This window comes from Weissella kandleri (assembly GCF_001438705.1).
Taxonomy (GTDB): Bacteria; Bacillota; Bacilli; order Lactobacillales; family Lactobacillaceae; genus Weissella; species Weissella kandleri.
The window spans coordinates 38,187-52,117 of record NZ_JQBP01000003.1; the positions used below are offsets into that span (position 1 = coordinate 38,187).

General features: G+C 41.7%; 15 protein-coding genes. 1 reads left to right on the plus strand and 14 read right to left on the minus strand.

Annotated elements, in window-relative coordinates; translation table 11 throughout:
* The first annotated feature begins 183 nt into the window (after positions 1-183).
* Positions 184-1,959: a translation elongation factor 4 gene (gene lepA, locus IV73_RS03370; RefSeq protein ID WP_057754911.1), complete on the plus strand. Its 1,776-nt coding sequence runs from the start codon at positions 184-186 to the stop codon at positions 1,957-1,959.
* 90 nt (positions 1,960-2,049) lie between these two features.
* Here lepA and IV73_RS03375 read toward each other — a convergent pair whose 3' ends face one another.
* From IV73_RS03375 to IV73_RS06710, 14 genes are all read right to left on the minus strand, one after another.
* Positions 2,050-3,387 carry a M20 family metallopeptidase gene (locus tag IV73_RS03375; RefSeq protein ID WP_057754914.1) on the minus strand — a complete coding sequence of 446 codons (1,338 nt, stop codon included), beginning with the start codon at positions 3,385-3,387 and terminating at the stop codon, positions 2,050-2,052.
* Between the two features lie 12 nt (positions 3,388-3,399).
* A complete protein-coding gene (locus IV73_RS03380; protein ID WP_057754917.1) occupies positions 3,400-4,902 on the minus strand; it encodes a YfcC family protein in 1,503 nt (500 codons plus the stop codon).
* A gap of 220 nt (positions 4,903-5,122) precedes the next feature.
* Positions 5,123-6,004 (minus strand): class II fructose-1,6-bisphosphate aldolase, encoded by an 882-nt coding sequence (gene fba, locus IV73_RS03385; protein WP_057754920.1) that lies wholly within the window; start codon positions 6,002-6,004, stop codon positions 5,123-5,125.
* A gap of 27 nt (positions 6,005-6,031) precedes the next feature.
* On the minus strand, positions 6,032-6,649 hold the full coding sequence (locus IV73_RS03390) for a 5' nucleotidase, NT5C type (protein ID WP_057754923.1): 618 nt from the start codon (positions 6,647-6,649) through the stop codon (positions 6,032-6,034).
* Positions 6,650-6,930: 281 nt separating this feature from the next.
* Positions 6,931-7,200: a 30S ribosomal protein S14 gene (gene rpsN / locus IV73_RS03395; protein ID WP_057754926.1), complete on the minus strand. Its 270-nt coding sequence runs from the start codon at positions 7,198-7,200 to the stop codon at positions 6,931-6,933.
* Positions 7,201-7,202: 2 nt separating this feature from the next.
* On the minus strand, positions 7,203-7,352 hold the full coding sequence (gene rpmG, locus IV73_RS03400) for a 50S ribosomal protein L33 (protein ID WP_006845447.1): 150 nt from the start codon (positions 7,350-7,352) through the stop codon (positions 7,203-7,205).
* Between the two features lie 214 nt (positions 7,353-7,566).
* Positions 7,567-8,205 carry a hypothetical protein gene (locus IV73_RS03405; protein WP_057754929.1) on the minus strand — a complete coding sequence of 213 codons (639 nt, stop codon included), beginning with the start codon at positions 8,203-8,205 and terminating at the stop codon, positions 7,567-7,569.
* Between the two features lie 2 nt (positions 8,206-8,207).
* Positions 8,208-9,443: a peptidase T gene (gene pepT, locus IV73_RS03410; RefSeq protein WP_057754931.1), complete on the minus strand. Its 1,236-nt coding sequence runs from the start codon at positions 9,441-9,443 to the stop codon at positions 8,208-8,210.
* Positions 9,444-9,467: 24 nt separating this feature from the next.
* The gene (locus IV73_RS03415) at positions 9,468-10,268 is read right to left on the minus strand and encodes a Nif3-like dinuclear metal center hexameric protein (protein WP_057755495.1); all 801 of its coding nucleotides are present in this window, start codon (positions 10,266-10,268) and stop codon (positions 9,468-9,470) included.
* Positions 10,269-10,272: 4 nt separating this feature from the next.
* Positions 10,273-10,962: a tRNA (adenine(22)-N(1))-methyltransferase gene (locus IV73_RS03420; RefSeq protein WP_057754934.1), complete on the minus strand. Its 690-nt coding sequence runs from the start codon at positions 10,960-10,962 to the stop codon at positions 10,273-10,275.
* Between the two features lie 202 nt (positions 10,963-11,164).
* Entirely contained in the window at positions 11,165-11,590 is a 426-nt protein-coding gene (gene ndk / locus IV73_RS03425; protein WP_057754937.1) for a nucleoside-diphosphate kinase, read from the minus strand.
* Positions 11,591-11,666: 76 nt separating this feature from the next.
* On the minus strand, positions 11,667-12,419 hold the full coding sequence (locus tag IV73_RS03430) for a hypothetical protein (RefSeq protein WP_057754940.1): 753 nt from the start codon (positions 12,417-12,419) through the stop codon (positions 11,667-11,669).
* 5 nt (positions 12,420-12,424) lie between these two features.
* A complete protein-coding gene (locus tag IV73_RS03435; protein WP_057754943.1) occupies positions 12,425-13,708 on the minus strand; it encodes a tetratricopeptide repeat protein in 1,284 nt (427 codons plus the stop codon).
* 43 nt (positions 13,709-13,751) lie between these two features.
* Positions 13,752-13,895 (minus strand): hypothetical protein, encoded by a 144-nt coding sequence (locus IV73_RS06710; RefSeq protein ID WP_169790292.1) that lies wholly within the window; start codon positions 13,893-13,895, stop codon positions 13,752-13,754.
* Positions 13,896-13,931: the final 36 nt, after the last annotated feature.

Genomic DNA, 13,931 nt, shown 5'->3' on the forward strand with positions numbered 1-13,931 from the left:
CTATCTGTACGAAAATATAAGTTAATTCTAACATGTGCCCCGACGCAAAGCAAGCGCTTGGCACCTTCTATCATCTGCACACGTAAGATTATTTTCCTGAGATTTGCAGCCCCAGCTTTCCTCAAAGGTAACTCGGCGTGGTATGCTATAATTATTATTTAAATTTTTTAAAGAGGTAAATACATGAGTTTCCCACAAGACCACATTCGTAATTTCGCCATTATTGCCCATATCGATCACGGTAAATCCACTTTAGCTGATCGTATTATGGAGATGACCAGCACTGTTAGTGATCGTGAATCAACTGCACAACAATTGGATGACTTAGCTGTTGAAAAAGCGCACGGCGTCACTGTCAAGTCTAAGGCGGTTCGTAATTATTACATTGATGACCAGCACGATGAATATCAGTATAATTTAATTGACACCCCCGGGCACGTCGATTTTAATTATGAAGTTTCTCGTTCTCTCTCGGCCACGGACGGTGTGCTTTTAGTCGTCGACGCTACTAAAGGTGTGCAAGCCCAAACTGTCGCGAATTTCCGTTTAGCAAAAGAAGCCGGCTTAACAATTATCCCTATTATTAATAAAATTGATAATCAAATGGCTGATATCCAAAAAACTACTGAACAATTACTAGAATTAGAACCAACTTTTCAAACTGACCAGATTTTACATATTTCAGCGAAAAGTGGTTTAGGCGTTGATCAAGTCCTTCTAGCCATCCGCGATCAAATTCCGGCTCCCGCTGGTGACATCCAGGCTCCATTGACAGCGCTAGTTTTTGATTCTAAATTTGATCCTTATAAAGGAGTAATTGCGCAAGTGCGGATTATGGAAGGCCAATTGTCTGCGCAAACCAAGCAAGTCTTCATGGCTAGCCAAGTTGCTTCAACGAACAAAGAAGTGGGCGTCTTTACACCAGAACCCCAAGCTTTACAAACTCTCCGCGCGGGAGATGTTGGTTACCTGGTTACGGGAGTCAAAAATCCTGATAGTATTAAAATTGGTGATACCGTCACCAACGAAATAATGCCCGCAAAACAACCGTTGCCTGGTTATCAAGAAGTTGAACCAATGGTCTATGCTGGTCTATACCCTAAGGATACTGATTATAAAGAATTCAAAACGGCGATTGAAAAGTTAGCCTTAAATGATGCGGCTTTTCATTATGAACCCGAACAATCCGAAGCCTTGGGGATGGGTTTTCGCGGTGGCTTTTTAGGTATTTTTCACCTTCAAATTATTCGTGAACGCTTAATGACTGAATTCGGGATTAACGTCTTAACGACGATGCCAAATTCAACCTTTAAAATCACCTTGAAAAACCAAAATGAACCCGTCTATGTGGAAAATCCCATTCAGTTCCCCGATTGGTCAAAAATCAGTCTGGTTGAAGAACCCTATGTCCATGCTAAAATCACTTTACCCAACGAAATGTTAAATGACATCATGCGTTTAGCTGAAAGTCGCCGGGGAATATTAGAAGATTTAGATACGCTTGGTTCAATGGTCGTCGCCACCTATCTGATGCCCATCTCTGAAATTGCCTATGATTTTTTCAATGAATTAAAATCAGTTTCGCATGGTTTTGCTACGCTTTCTACTGAATCAGCCGATTATAATTATTCTGATTTGGTGAAATTAGAGATTGCCATCGACTACGCTAACATCGATGCTTTAACAATCATCACGCATCGGCTTAAGGCTGAACGGATTGCTCAAAATATGGTCACAAAGTTACGTGATCTCGTTCCCCGGAAACTACAAGCCATGCCTGTTCAAGCAATTGTCGAAGGCCGCGTCATTGCCCGTGAGAACATTCCACCCCTCCGGAAAGTGGCCGCCAAAGGAACTAAGGTCTCTAAAAAACAACAACAGCTCCGGCGTTCAGGACAAGCTAAGGTGGACATTGAATTACCACAAGCTGTCTTTGATGCTATTTTAGACCTTGGATAAGCAACAACCTTTAAAATAAACAAAAACTGCAAGCATCCCCATTCCTCTCGGTTTGAAGATTCTTGCAGTTTTTTATTAATTCAGCAGTCCCTAGTCTACCAAAAGATTCTTTAAAGCTTGGGCGTAAATTTCCATTGCCACCCGCATATCCTTAATCGGCCAGTTCTCATTTGCTTGGTGCATGAAGTCAGGCGTGGTCGTCAACATTGCCCCGAAGGCCACACTATTCTTCATTGTCCGAGCAAAGGTCGCCCCACCAGAAATACCTGGTTGTGATGTTGTATCACCAGTCACTTCCGCATACGCCTGCATCAAGGTAGTGACTAATTCACCTTCCTTTGGCACATAAAGTGGCTCCAAGTAATCAAAGTTTTCATACTTCATATCAAATGGCGCAACTTTGTCCACAATCGTTTGGATTAAATCATCATGATCCACTTGCACGGGAATCCGTAAGTCAATTTGCATTCGTGATTCTTTCGCATTAATTTGTAAGCTAGAAATATTAAAGGTTAATTGACCTGAAACATCATCTTTAATCACACCCAAAATATTTTCACCAGTTGCGTCTTCACCAAATTGTTTGATAAATTCCAAAGCTGGCACACCAGAGAAAACATCTGCTAGCGCAATCGCTAGGCGTAGCACCGCGTTGGTACCTTCTGGTGCATGCATGGCGTGAACCGAATTTCCTTGAACGACCAATTGACCATCTTGTTTTTCATAAGCAAAGCCATGTTGCTTGAGAGCTGCTTCCACCTCAGCTTGCTTAGGACCACCATAATTGGCTAGCCCCGGTACAGCGTTGAAAGCATTGACTAAGTCTAATTCAATTTCATCCGAACCTGGCCCGACCAAATATGATTGTTGCAAACCTTTTTCAGCATAAACAAGTGGGAATTCAGCATCCGGTGCAATCCCCATCGTAATACCGGCTTCTTTTTCATTATACTTGGCCATCCCCCGCCAAAGAATCTCTTCATCAGTTCCAAAGATAAAGCGCACCCTTTTATTGAAGTGCATTCCTTGGTCTAACAAAGCCTTAATCGTGAACAAAGTAGCAATCGTTGGCCCCTTATCATCCTGACTTCCACGCCCGTATAATGAACCATCCTTTTGCGTTAATTCAAAGGGATTAGTTTTCCAAGCATCTATATCACCGGCTGGTACGACGTCGACGTGGCAAATCAAACCAAAAATTTCAGCGCCTTCCCCAATTTCAGCATAACCATAATAGCCTTCTGGATCAACATACGTTTGATAGCCTAGTTCATCTGCAATCTTTAGGACTTCATCTAAAGCGGCCCGAATACCTTCACCAAACGGCGCATTGGGGGCTGCTTCAGTATTATACGAGGGCTTAGCAACTAAACGACTAAGCGCTTGAATCGCTTGTTTTTGAACATCATCTGAAATATAGTTCTGCATGATTATTTCTCCTTAAATTAAAGTACAAATTACCAGGAATCCAATCGTAACAACTAATAAAATCCCCATCAATTTAGCAGTAAACTTAAGCCAAGTCACGATATCAACATGGGCAATGGCCAAAGCTCCCATCACAATCCCTGATGTAGGTGTAATGACGTTCACCCAACCAACGGCGGCTTGATAGGCTGTAATAATTAGGTCGGGCGCAACCCCAGAAAACTTTCCTAAAGGTCCCATAATTCCCATTGTCGCCGCTGCTAAACCAGACGTTGATGGAATTAAAAATGACATTGGAATGTAGAAGAAGAACGTTAAAACAATGAAAATTCCAGCAGGCAAATGTTGTAGCCCCTGTTCACCGGCATGCAAAACAGTCGCTGTAATATAACCATCACTCATAATGAATTGAATTCCACGGGCCACCGCAATCACAATCGCCACGCTTAAGAATTCATTCATCCCGCCTAAGAAGGCATCGATAAAGGTACTTTCCTTCATATGGTAAACAAACATGACCACCACTGACATAAAGAGGAACAACATCGTCATTTCTCCAAAGTACCAAGTTCCAAAGGGCACCATATCCCGACCTAAGAAATCTCCTAAGAATGGGATACCCGTTAACCATTTAGTAAATGAATCAAAGAACGTCCAATGTTCATTAATACTACTCCAAGGAACAATTCCAATCACCATCAATAAGAAAGTGATTCCAAAGATCCAAAGCACCGCTTTTTGCCGACCAGACATTTCTGTTCCAGCATCATCACTTGAAAGTGCAAACTCAGCTAAATCTGTTTCACGTTGGTTATAAACCATTGATTTTGATGGATCTTGCTTCACCTTGCTGGCATAGCGCATCACATACACAATACTAATCGTAACCGTAATAACAAACAAAAGTAGGCGTGGAATCAAACCATCACCCGGTGACAGATTCAAACTCTGTGAAGCCACTCCAGTCGCAAAGGGGTTCACCGTAGAGGCTAACACCCCAACCTGTGAACCAATCAGCGCAATCGCAATCGCCACTAATGAGTCAAAACCTACGCTAATCATCACTGCAATCAAAATAGGATAAAAGGCAATCGTTTCTTCACCCATTCCATAGGTTGAACCACCAATCGCAAATAAAATCATCAAAAGTGGAATCATCAGTTTTTCTTTTCCTGCGTATTTTCGCAAGGTTGATGAAATTCCATCATCTAAGGCTTTGGTCTTATTCACAACTCCCAAGAATCCACCAATCACTAAAATGAATAATGAAATTGAGATGGTTCCATCAGCTGTATCCGTCCCTACCATTCCTTTAATCGGGGCCATGAACACATCCCATACACCTTGGGGATTAGCTGCTCGGGTATGATAAGTCCCAGCAATAATCTCCCCCGCTTTATTCGTAGCGTATTCACCAGCGGGGATAATCCACGTTAAAATAGCTACCGCAATGATTAGAAAAAATAGAATTGTAAACGAAGATGGCATCTGAAATTTTTTCTTTTTTCCATGCATAAATCTACTCCTTTTTATTTGTGCAAAATCTAACTTTACCTATATAATAGCTTAATTCACCTTGATTTGGAAGCAATTAATTAAAATTGTTTAATTTTTGCATACGTTTCCATTCGCGCCCATCTTAACTTATCTTTTTGACCGACACGTTGCCTTCCTTGGGCCAATACCACAAAAAAAGACAGGCTTCAGCCCATCGCTAAACCCTGTCTTAATTCCATTAGATTCGGTTAGCATTGCCAAAAACTGCAATCCGTTCATCTAAAGCTTGTTCAATGGCGGTTACACCAGGCTTCAAGAATTTGCGTGGATCATAATTTTTACCGCTGAGATCTTGATCGGTCTCTACAAACTGCCGCGTGGCATTATGGAATGCTAATTGTAACTCAGTATTGACGTTCACCTTGGCCACACCTAATTGAATGGCAGCTTGAATTTGGTCATCTGGAATTCCAGATGCGCCATGTAAAACAATTGGCATCGCCTGACCACGTGCTGTCGTCACGGCTGCTGATAATTGCTCGAGATGATCCAAATGAAGCCCGCGCCAATTTTGAGGATAAATTCCATGAATATTACCAATCCCGGCTGCTAAAAAATCAATCCCCGTTTCCGTCATCAAAACCGCATCATCAATGGCAGCTAATTCACCTTCACCGACAACCCCGTCTTCTTCTCCACCAATTGAACCAACTTCAGCTTCCACTGATACATTGGCGGCTTGAGCCCGGGCCACAATTTCCTTTGTTTTAGCTAAATTTTCGGCTAAAGGAAGTGCTGAACCGTCAAACATCACCGACGTAAAACCTGCTTCAATTGCTTGTTTTGCCCCTTCATATGTCCCATGATCCAAATGAATCGCGATGGGTACCGTAATTTCCAAGGCTTCATCTAAATTTCGCACTAAATTAGCTACAACCTTAAAACCACCCATATATTGGACCGCTCCCATTGAAACGGCCAAGATGGTGGGGGCTTGGTTTTCTTGCGCCCGCCTCAAAATTGCCTGCGTCCATTCCAAATTATTAGTATTAAAAGCTCCTAAGGCATAGTGGCCTTTCTGGGCCTTTTGCATCATCTGTTTCGCATTTTGAATTGTCATCTTAATTCCTCCTCCTTACCAGTGCAATCACTTTTCCCAGGCTTCTTTTTGAAAATCATCCATGGGTCCGTGCAATTTGAGATGCCGAATTTGATTGGCTTTCAGTAAAGCTGTCCGAATATTAATATTTTGTGTTTGATAAACCTTGGCGGTCGCAATCAGTAGGTCAACTAAACCGTCATCAGCTCCCCACCGCATTTTTTCATCATAGTTATATTGAAGCCAAGCCGTACCTAATTCATTATCTTCCCAAGCCGCGGCACCATGATAAGGACGATCATCAACTAAAATACCTCCTTCAGCTCGGGCTAAGCCTTTATCGTGCGTCATAATTACCCGTTTATAAAAGAAGCTTTGTTCGTCATTACCGAAATATTCATGCAACCATGCGAGTTTATCACTCCAAGCGCTGATGTTATTCCAAGGCGCTGTGGTTAAAATATATAAGTCATAATACACACTTAATTGTTGCAAGGCTTCCATTAAATGTGGCAATGGCTTTAAATTCCTAAAAATTCCTGGAATTTGATCTGGTTTAGCAAGTCCTAACGTGGTCGCTTGTTCCGTTGCTGGATTTAACACAGCTAAAGTATCAACCATCGTGTTATCCATATCTAAAAATAATTTTGGTTTACGATTATTCATTTTACCCTCCGACTATATGAATTGGTATACATATAATAGGACTTATTATAGCGCGTTGGTTGTGAAAAAACAAATTATTTTTAAGATCTGACAAAAAGAACCAAAGTGTTTGTATCAACTGTTATATTTTTTCACAAAGCCAAACGAAATGTGAAAAACATTATCTATATTAAGTTTATTTTGAAAATTGGTCTAGGTTGCATTTGAGCATTCAATACCTTTTTCGACACAAAAAAACCATGAGTATCATATACCCATGGTTTAATATAAACTTGCTAAGCTTACCAAGAAGCTTTCTTAACACCAGGAATCAATCCCTTGTGGGCAAGTTCGCGGAAGTTCAAACGTGACATTCCGAACTCACGCATGTAAGCGTGTGGACGTCCGTCAAGTTGATCCCGGTTGTGCATACGAACAGGTGATGCATTACGAGGTAACTTTGAAAGACCAACATAGTCTCCAGCTTCCTTCAATGCAGCACGCTTGTCAGCATACTTTGCAACGGTTGCTTCAATCTTCTTAGCCTTAGCGATCTTTGACTTCTTAGCCATGATTACTTAACCTCCTTGAATGTGGTAACTTTACGCAACTTTGGAGAATACTTTTTCAATTCCAAGCGGTCAGGTGTGTTACGACGATTCTTTGAAGTTAGGTAGATACGCTCACCGGTTTCGGCGGCTTCTAACAAAATGTTAATGCGCATTAACATACTCCTTGAAATGTATTTGGGTGATTGCCATCCCCACTAGTGTAAACGACAGGCCTAGTTGCATAGACCAGGCCCCAAGCTTGCGTCGTGCACAATAGCTAGTAAATTACAAATAGTAATATTACACGCCTTTCCCCCAAATTGCAAGCCTTTTTGGAAAATATGTAAAGTAAATTTACTTTACAGGTAAAAGGTTGAACTAAGGCGCTTATTGCCACGTCTTTTGGACAAAATCCCAGCTCGTATACATGATAGGCCATAGGAGCATGAAGTTAATTAATTCATCAAATGCACCGGCAAATGGCCACCCCAATAATTGAATAATTAACAAGGTACCAATGAAAATCAACATCAGGCCGCTTGATAGACACCACATATTGGTCAAAGAAGGTTGCAACTCAGCATCATAACTTTGTCCGACACGCAAAACTAACCCAGCAAGGCCCACATCAACCACTAATAATAGCAAAATATACCAATTTAACCGGTCAGTGACCGAACTCAATTGTGCCATCCCCACTAATGGAAACCCCCAACGTAGGATTTGCAAAACGATAAACCCACCTAAAAAGTTTAAAACCGCCTGTCGTTGACGCGTAAGCCGTTTATAGCTACCAAATTGCACCCATGCCCATAAAAAGACGACGATTAACAAACTTGCCACTAAATTATACCCGACAAACAAGGTCCGAAATGGTTGATCGCGTGCTGTTAAAATAACACTCATTTGTTTTAGTGGCACATAGACCGGCCAATTCAACACCCCAATGAAAGGTGTCAATAGCATCAAAATACTCCCTAATAGACCACAAGCCCAAATATATTTGTTTTGCCACCATTGTTGCATACTTAATTGCCACCTTCTTTTACATTAATTTCAATAATCTTTAAAATACTCTGGTAGGCTTTTTCCATTGTTTCCACGGACACATATTCATAACGACCATGCATATTTTCGCCCCCAGCAAACAAATTTGGTGTTGGCAAACCTAAAAAGGTAATCTTTGAGCCATCCGTACCACCACGAATGGGTTCAATAATCGGTTCAATCGCTAATGCCTCTAAAGCCTGCTGTGCTAATTTCACTGGATACATATTATCCTTTAAGACTTCACCCATATTATAGTATTCGTCATTTAATTCAACTTGAATTCGTTCCGTTTGAAAACTTTGATTCATCTTTTGCGCAAGTTCTTTTAGATACTGTTTACGCTGATTAAACCGCGTCCGGTCATGGTCACGGACAATATACTCCAGGGTGGCATGCTCGGGCGTTCCTGTTAAATTAGTTAAATGCCAAAAGCCTTCTCGTCCGGCTGTGTTTTCTGGCCGGTCATGCTCAGGTAACTGGTTATGATAATCGATTGCGACCTGTAAAGCATTGACCATGAGATTTTTCGCTGACCCTGGATGCACATTTAAGCCTTGAATTTGTACCTTCGCTGCTGCTGCCGAGAAGGTTTCCCATTCAAGTTCACCCAACGGACCACCATCCACCGTATAAGCAAAGTCTGCCCCAAAGTTCTGCACATTAAAGTGGTCAGCGCCAGTCCCAATCTCTTCATCTGGACCAAAAGCCAACATAACCCGACCGTGTTTAATATCTGGATGTTGAATTAAATACTCAGCAGCACTCATAATTTCAGCGACTCCCGCTTTATCATCAGCACCTAACAATGTTGTCCCATCCGTCGTAATCAATGTTTGTCCCTGATATTTTAACAAACTTGGAAATTGCTTAGGGTCGAGCGTAAGCTCATCATTTAACTGAATGACGTCGCCATTATAATTTTCAATAATCTGGGGATGGACTGATTCCGCGTTAAAATCAGCTGTATCCACGTGGGAAATTAAGCCAATAGTTGGAACGGAGTAATTCAGATTACTGGGTAGTTCCGCAAAGACATATCCGTCAGCTTGGGTCGTAACATGTTGCAAACCAATTGCCACCAACTCTTCTTTTAATTGATTTAAAAAAGCGACCTCTTTTGGATCAGAAGGAATGGTTGTACTGTTGGGATTTGAACGTGTATTAACTTTTACATAGCGCAAAAAGCGTTCAACTAGTTCTTGGCTAATTGTCATGATAAAGCCTCCTTAATTTATTTTTTATACAAGATATTGATATGGATCTGTATTCATGGCTGAGAGAAAAACCGCATTTAATTCCCAGCCATACGCGTGTTGCCAAATCTGAATTTGTTCCACCATTTTTGCTTTAACAATCGCTTCCATATGGTGATCAGGATCAATCACCGTAAAGTCATCAGCAATCACATCATGTCCAATATGGTAGTACAAATCAGCCGTCACTAATACATCTGCCCCCGCTTGTTGGGCTTGGCGATAATGATCGCCACCATCACCGCCAATGACTGCGACAGTTTGAATTGAACGCTCTAAATCGGGTCCAATCACGCGCACCGCTGCAACGTTAAACAAATCTTTTAAAGCTTGCGCATAAGTGCGTACGGTTTTGGGCTGTTCTAATTGCCCAATCCGACCTAAACCAGATTTGCCATCCGCATTAGGAATTAATGGCCGCGGATTTTGAATCTGCAAAGCCTCAGCCAACCAATCATTCATCCCCCCCACTGCAGCATCTAAATTCGTATGCGCACTATACACGACAATGTTGTGCCTCAACAAATCGGCATACATTTGATTTTGCGGGCGACTCAAGTCCAAAGTCCGCGCTGGATGAAACATTAGTGGATGATGGGAAAAAATAAAATCAACGTCCTTATCAATCGCTTCTTGCACCACCTCAGGCCGAACATCTAAAGTTGTCATCACCCGGTCAATGGATTGATCAGCACGCCCCAGTTGTAACCCCACAACATCACGCTCCCACGCCAAATTGACTGGCGCTAAAGCTTCAATTGCATCAATCAATGTTTGAGCTTGCATCATATTAATTTAAGACCTCCTCAATCAAATTCAACTGGCTTTCATACGCTTGATACGCAGAATTTTCAACTTGGCCAGCTTTTTGCATCTGCGCTAATAATTTTTTCAAACGTTTAGACTCTCGCTGCCAATATTGTTGCCAAGGTGCTGTCCGTCGCTTTAAATTGAATGGTCCAAACATTAATTCTGCTGGTGAATATTGAACTTCACCCGGTTGAGCCACCAAAATTTCATAATAGTGACCGTCATCAAACAAAATAGTTTCATCCACCAACTGATAATGGTGATTTTGCAACCAGTCGCGCACCATGTGAACGTCCGTATTAGGTTGTAAAATCAAATGTGTATAAGCATCCCGTTTCGAAATGCCCGCCGTTAAAATCTTATTAATCAATTGTCCGCCCATGCCGGCAATGACCGCTGTATCAATTTGGTCTTCCGGTTGCACCACCGCAAAACCATCTCCCAAACGGGTCACTAACTGCGACCCAAAGTGAAATTGCGCTTGCATTTGTTGTGCATTCTGGAGTGGTCCGACCGCCACTTCGCCGGCAACCGCGTATTCAATGTGCTGATTTAACAAAAGGTGGGCTGGTAAATAGGCATGGTCAGACCCAATATCTACAAGGCGTGCCCGTGCCGGTACAAATTCAGCAACGGCTTGTAAGCGTGGTGATAATTTAATTGCGTCCATATTGTCATCTCCTCAATAGCATCCCCTAAGTGAGGAATTGTAATTTAATAGTATCTATTTTAGCATAAATTCACCTTGCACCCATGCTCGGTTCTCTTTTCCCAACTTGGCTTAACATACCCATAATCCGCTTTTTTTCGGATAAAAAAAGCACAACTCAGTTAGATTTTAACCAAATTGCACCCATAATTTAAATTCAAGTCTAACGCTTTAACTCTGGGAACCATAATTTAATTTCCCGTTCGGCATTCTCTGGCGTATCAGATCCGTGGACCACATTGCGGACTTCATCCCCAGGCCAGTCACGGCCAAAGTCACCGCGAATGGTTCCAGGGGTCGCTTCAGTCGGATTTGTCGTTCCCATCAAAGTCCGCCATCCCTTCACAACATTGTCTCCTTCAACTACCATCGCGACTACTTCATTTTCCATCATATACTTTAATAGACCAGGGAAAAAGGGCCGTCCTACTAATTCTGCATAATGTTGACGTAATAATTTCTCATCCGCCTGTAGCATTTTAATAGCGATAATGTCATAACCTTTCCGTTCAATCCGTCGAATAATTTCACCGACCTTTTTTTGGTTAACACCATCGGGCTTCACAATTGCTAATGTGCGTTCAGTCATTTCAATTTTCCTCCAGTTCATAATATCAATATTATAACGAAAAATACGCCTAAATGTAATCGTTTTCACTTAATATTTAATTTTTACTTAAAGGACGCCGTGAATAAAGGCTTTGTTGCTTAGTTTCCAAACCGTATAATAGCACAGGTTGCACCTTCACTAAATTGGCACCGGCTTTATGCTTACCATTATCGTTTGCATTGGTATCAGTATTATGGTGCATATTATTCCCCGAAGTATGCCGCTTCTTTACTGCATTATTTTGGGACTCAATTTTTTTACTATGATGAACTTTAACATGCTCAGTAGCTTTTTTAGGTTCTAATCGCGTGTCCGGTTTAGGCGTTTTGTTTTTAGCCGGGCGCGCTTTTTGCGCCGACATTGCTTTAGGTTCAGCTTTAACGCTAGCATCACTCGCCGTTTGTTGAGATTCGACTAGCTGTTGAGGTTTCTTCGTCTCTACCTTAGCAGTCGAATTAGCAATCGCCGGCTTTTGCACCTTAGCCTCTGTAGGTTGAGCAGCGCTTTTTGTCACTGTAGTAGCAATTTTTACATCGTCTTCAATTAACAGATATGACTCAACTTCACGCCATTGCCAGCGTCCCTTAAACTGTTGCAGGGCTTTACGCCATTGCACCAAATAAGCAGCTTGAGCTTTTTTTTGATGGGCTTTTGGAATTGCCACTTTGGTAATGGTATATCGCTTTAAAATTTGTAAATCGGCGTTGTCCGCGACCCACTGTTCGATCAGCTTCAAACTGGGAATTTTTGCATCAACCTCCGGATGAAGCTTAATCCAATTAATTGTCTTTTCTTTTACCATCCCCATTGACCTCAATCTTCCAAATCATCTTTTAATAATTCGTATTCATAAGCCATTTCCGTATCATCTGGTTCAGCTTGTAAATAAGCAGCCAAGTTTTTTTGCATCATCGGCCGATTACCCGCCTCACGATAATAAGCATAGGCCTGCTTTAAGAAGTCCGGAGTCGTTTGCAATAGTGGTAAGGCTGCTTGCCAATATTGGTCAGCCATCGCATAATCTTCTAATTCAGTATAAGCTTGTGCCAAATTCCAATAGCCAACAGCATCTAACTCGTATTCATCATCTTCTAAGGCTTTATTGAACAAATTCACCGCTTCAATCATCTGATGATCATTCACTAAGAAGCTGGCATATGCATTAATAATGTCAGGGTGGTCAGGTAAATTCTTTAAAGCTTTTTGATACAAACGATTAGCTTGATCTACTTCCCCGAGCTGTTGTGCCACTCGTGCTCCATTCAAATATGCTTTTTCATTAAATTGATCAACTGCTAAGCCAGCCTCATAGGTGACCAAAGCCCGTTTCGGATCAGCTTTTTGTTCATATAATTGCGCCAAAGGTACGTACGCCCCAGCATATGATTGATCCTCATCCAATAATTCTTCAAAAAGTTTAATTGCTTGTTCCTTTTGTTCATCATCCATCGTATATAACATTGCCAATTGAAACTTAACATCAGCCGTTAACTCCGTAACTGGAATTTGTTCCAAATAGCCCAGTGCTTTACGATTATCACCCAACATCGCATAAGCTACCCCAATTCTTGAAACCAAGTTGACCCCTGACCAGCTCGTAGTTCCAGCGGCAATCAAGCTCCGGTACTCTGGAATTGCTTCACCATACCGGCCAGCACTAAACCACAATTCGGCCAGCGCAAACTGAATTACCGGCTCATCGGGGGCTATTGCTTCTGCCACCTTCAACTTACTTTCCGCTACTTCATTTAAACCTTCCGATTGATATAAATCGGCTTGAACTAACAGTGCTTCTAAATAAGCCTCCGAAGTTGGTTCAATCACGGATAAATAATTTAAAGCCGCTTCAGTATCGTCATCGGCGATGGCAATTTCAGCTAACTCCGTTCGAAATAAATCTTCTTCCGGATAACGCTCCAAAAGCTTTAGTAACGTCCGTTTTGCATTTTTGGTGAAACCTAAAGCAAAAAGTTCTTCTGCTAATGAATGCAGGGTTTCATCATCATCATGACGTAGAGCGGACGCAAATGATTTTTTAGCTGCATCTAATTGACCACGATCTAAATCGTCCAACATTTGTTCTGAATAACTCGTCATTTCTCTCATCCCCCACAATTTTAATTTTCAAAGATACATCCCCTTATTTTGCGGAATGTTGTGCCCGCGCTTTTTCTAATAACGCTTTTTTGGCAGCCATTTTAGCTTGCGGGTTTGGTTTAACCTGACCCTGCTGCGCAGCCCCGCGAGCAAAGTCATTACTTTTAATTGATCCCTTGGCGGTCATTTTATCTAACCTTCTTTCTCTTTCTCGATCGGATTC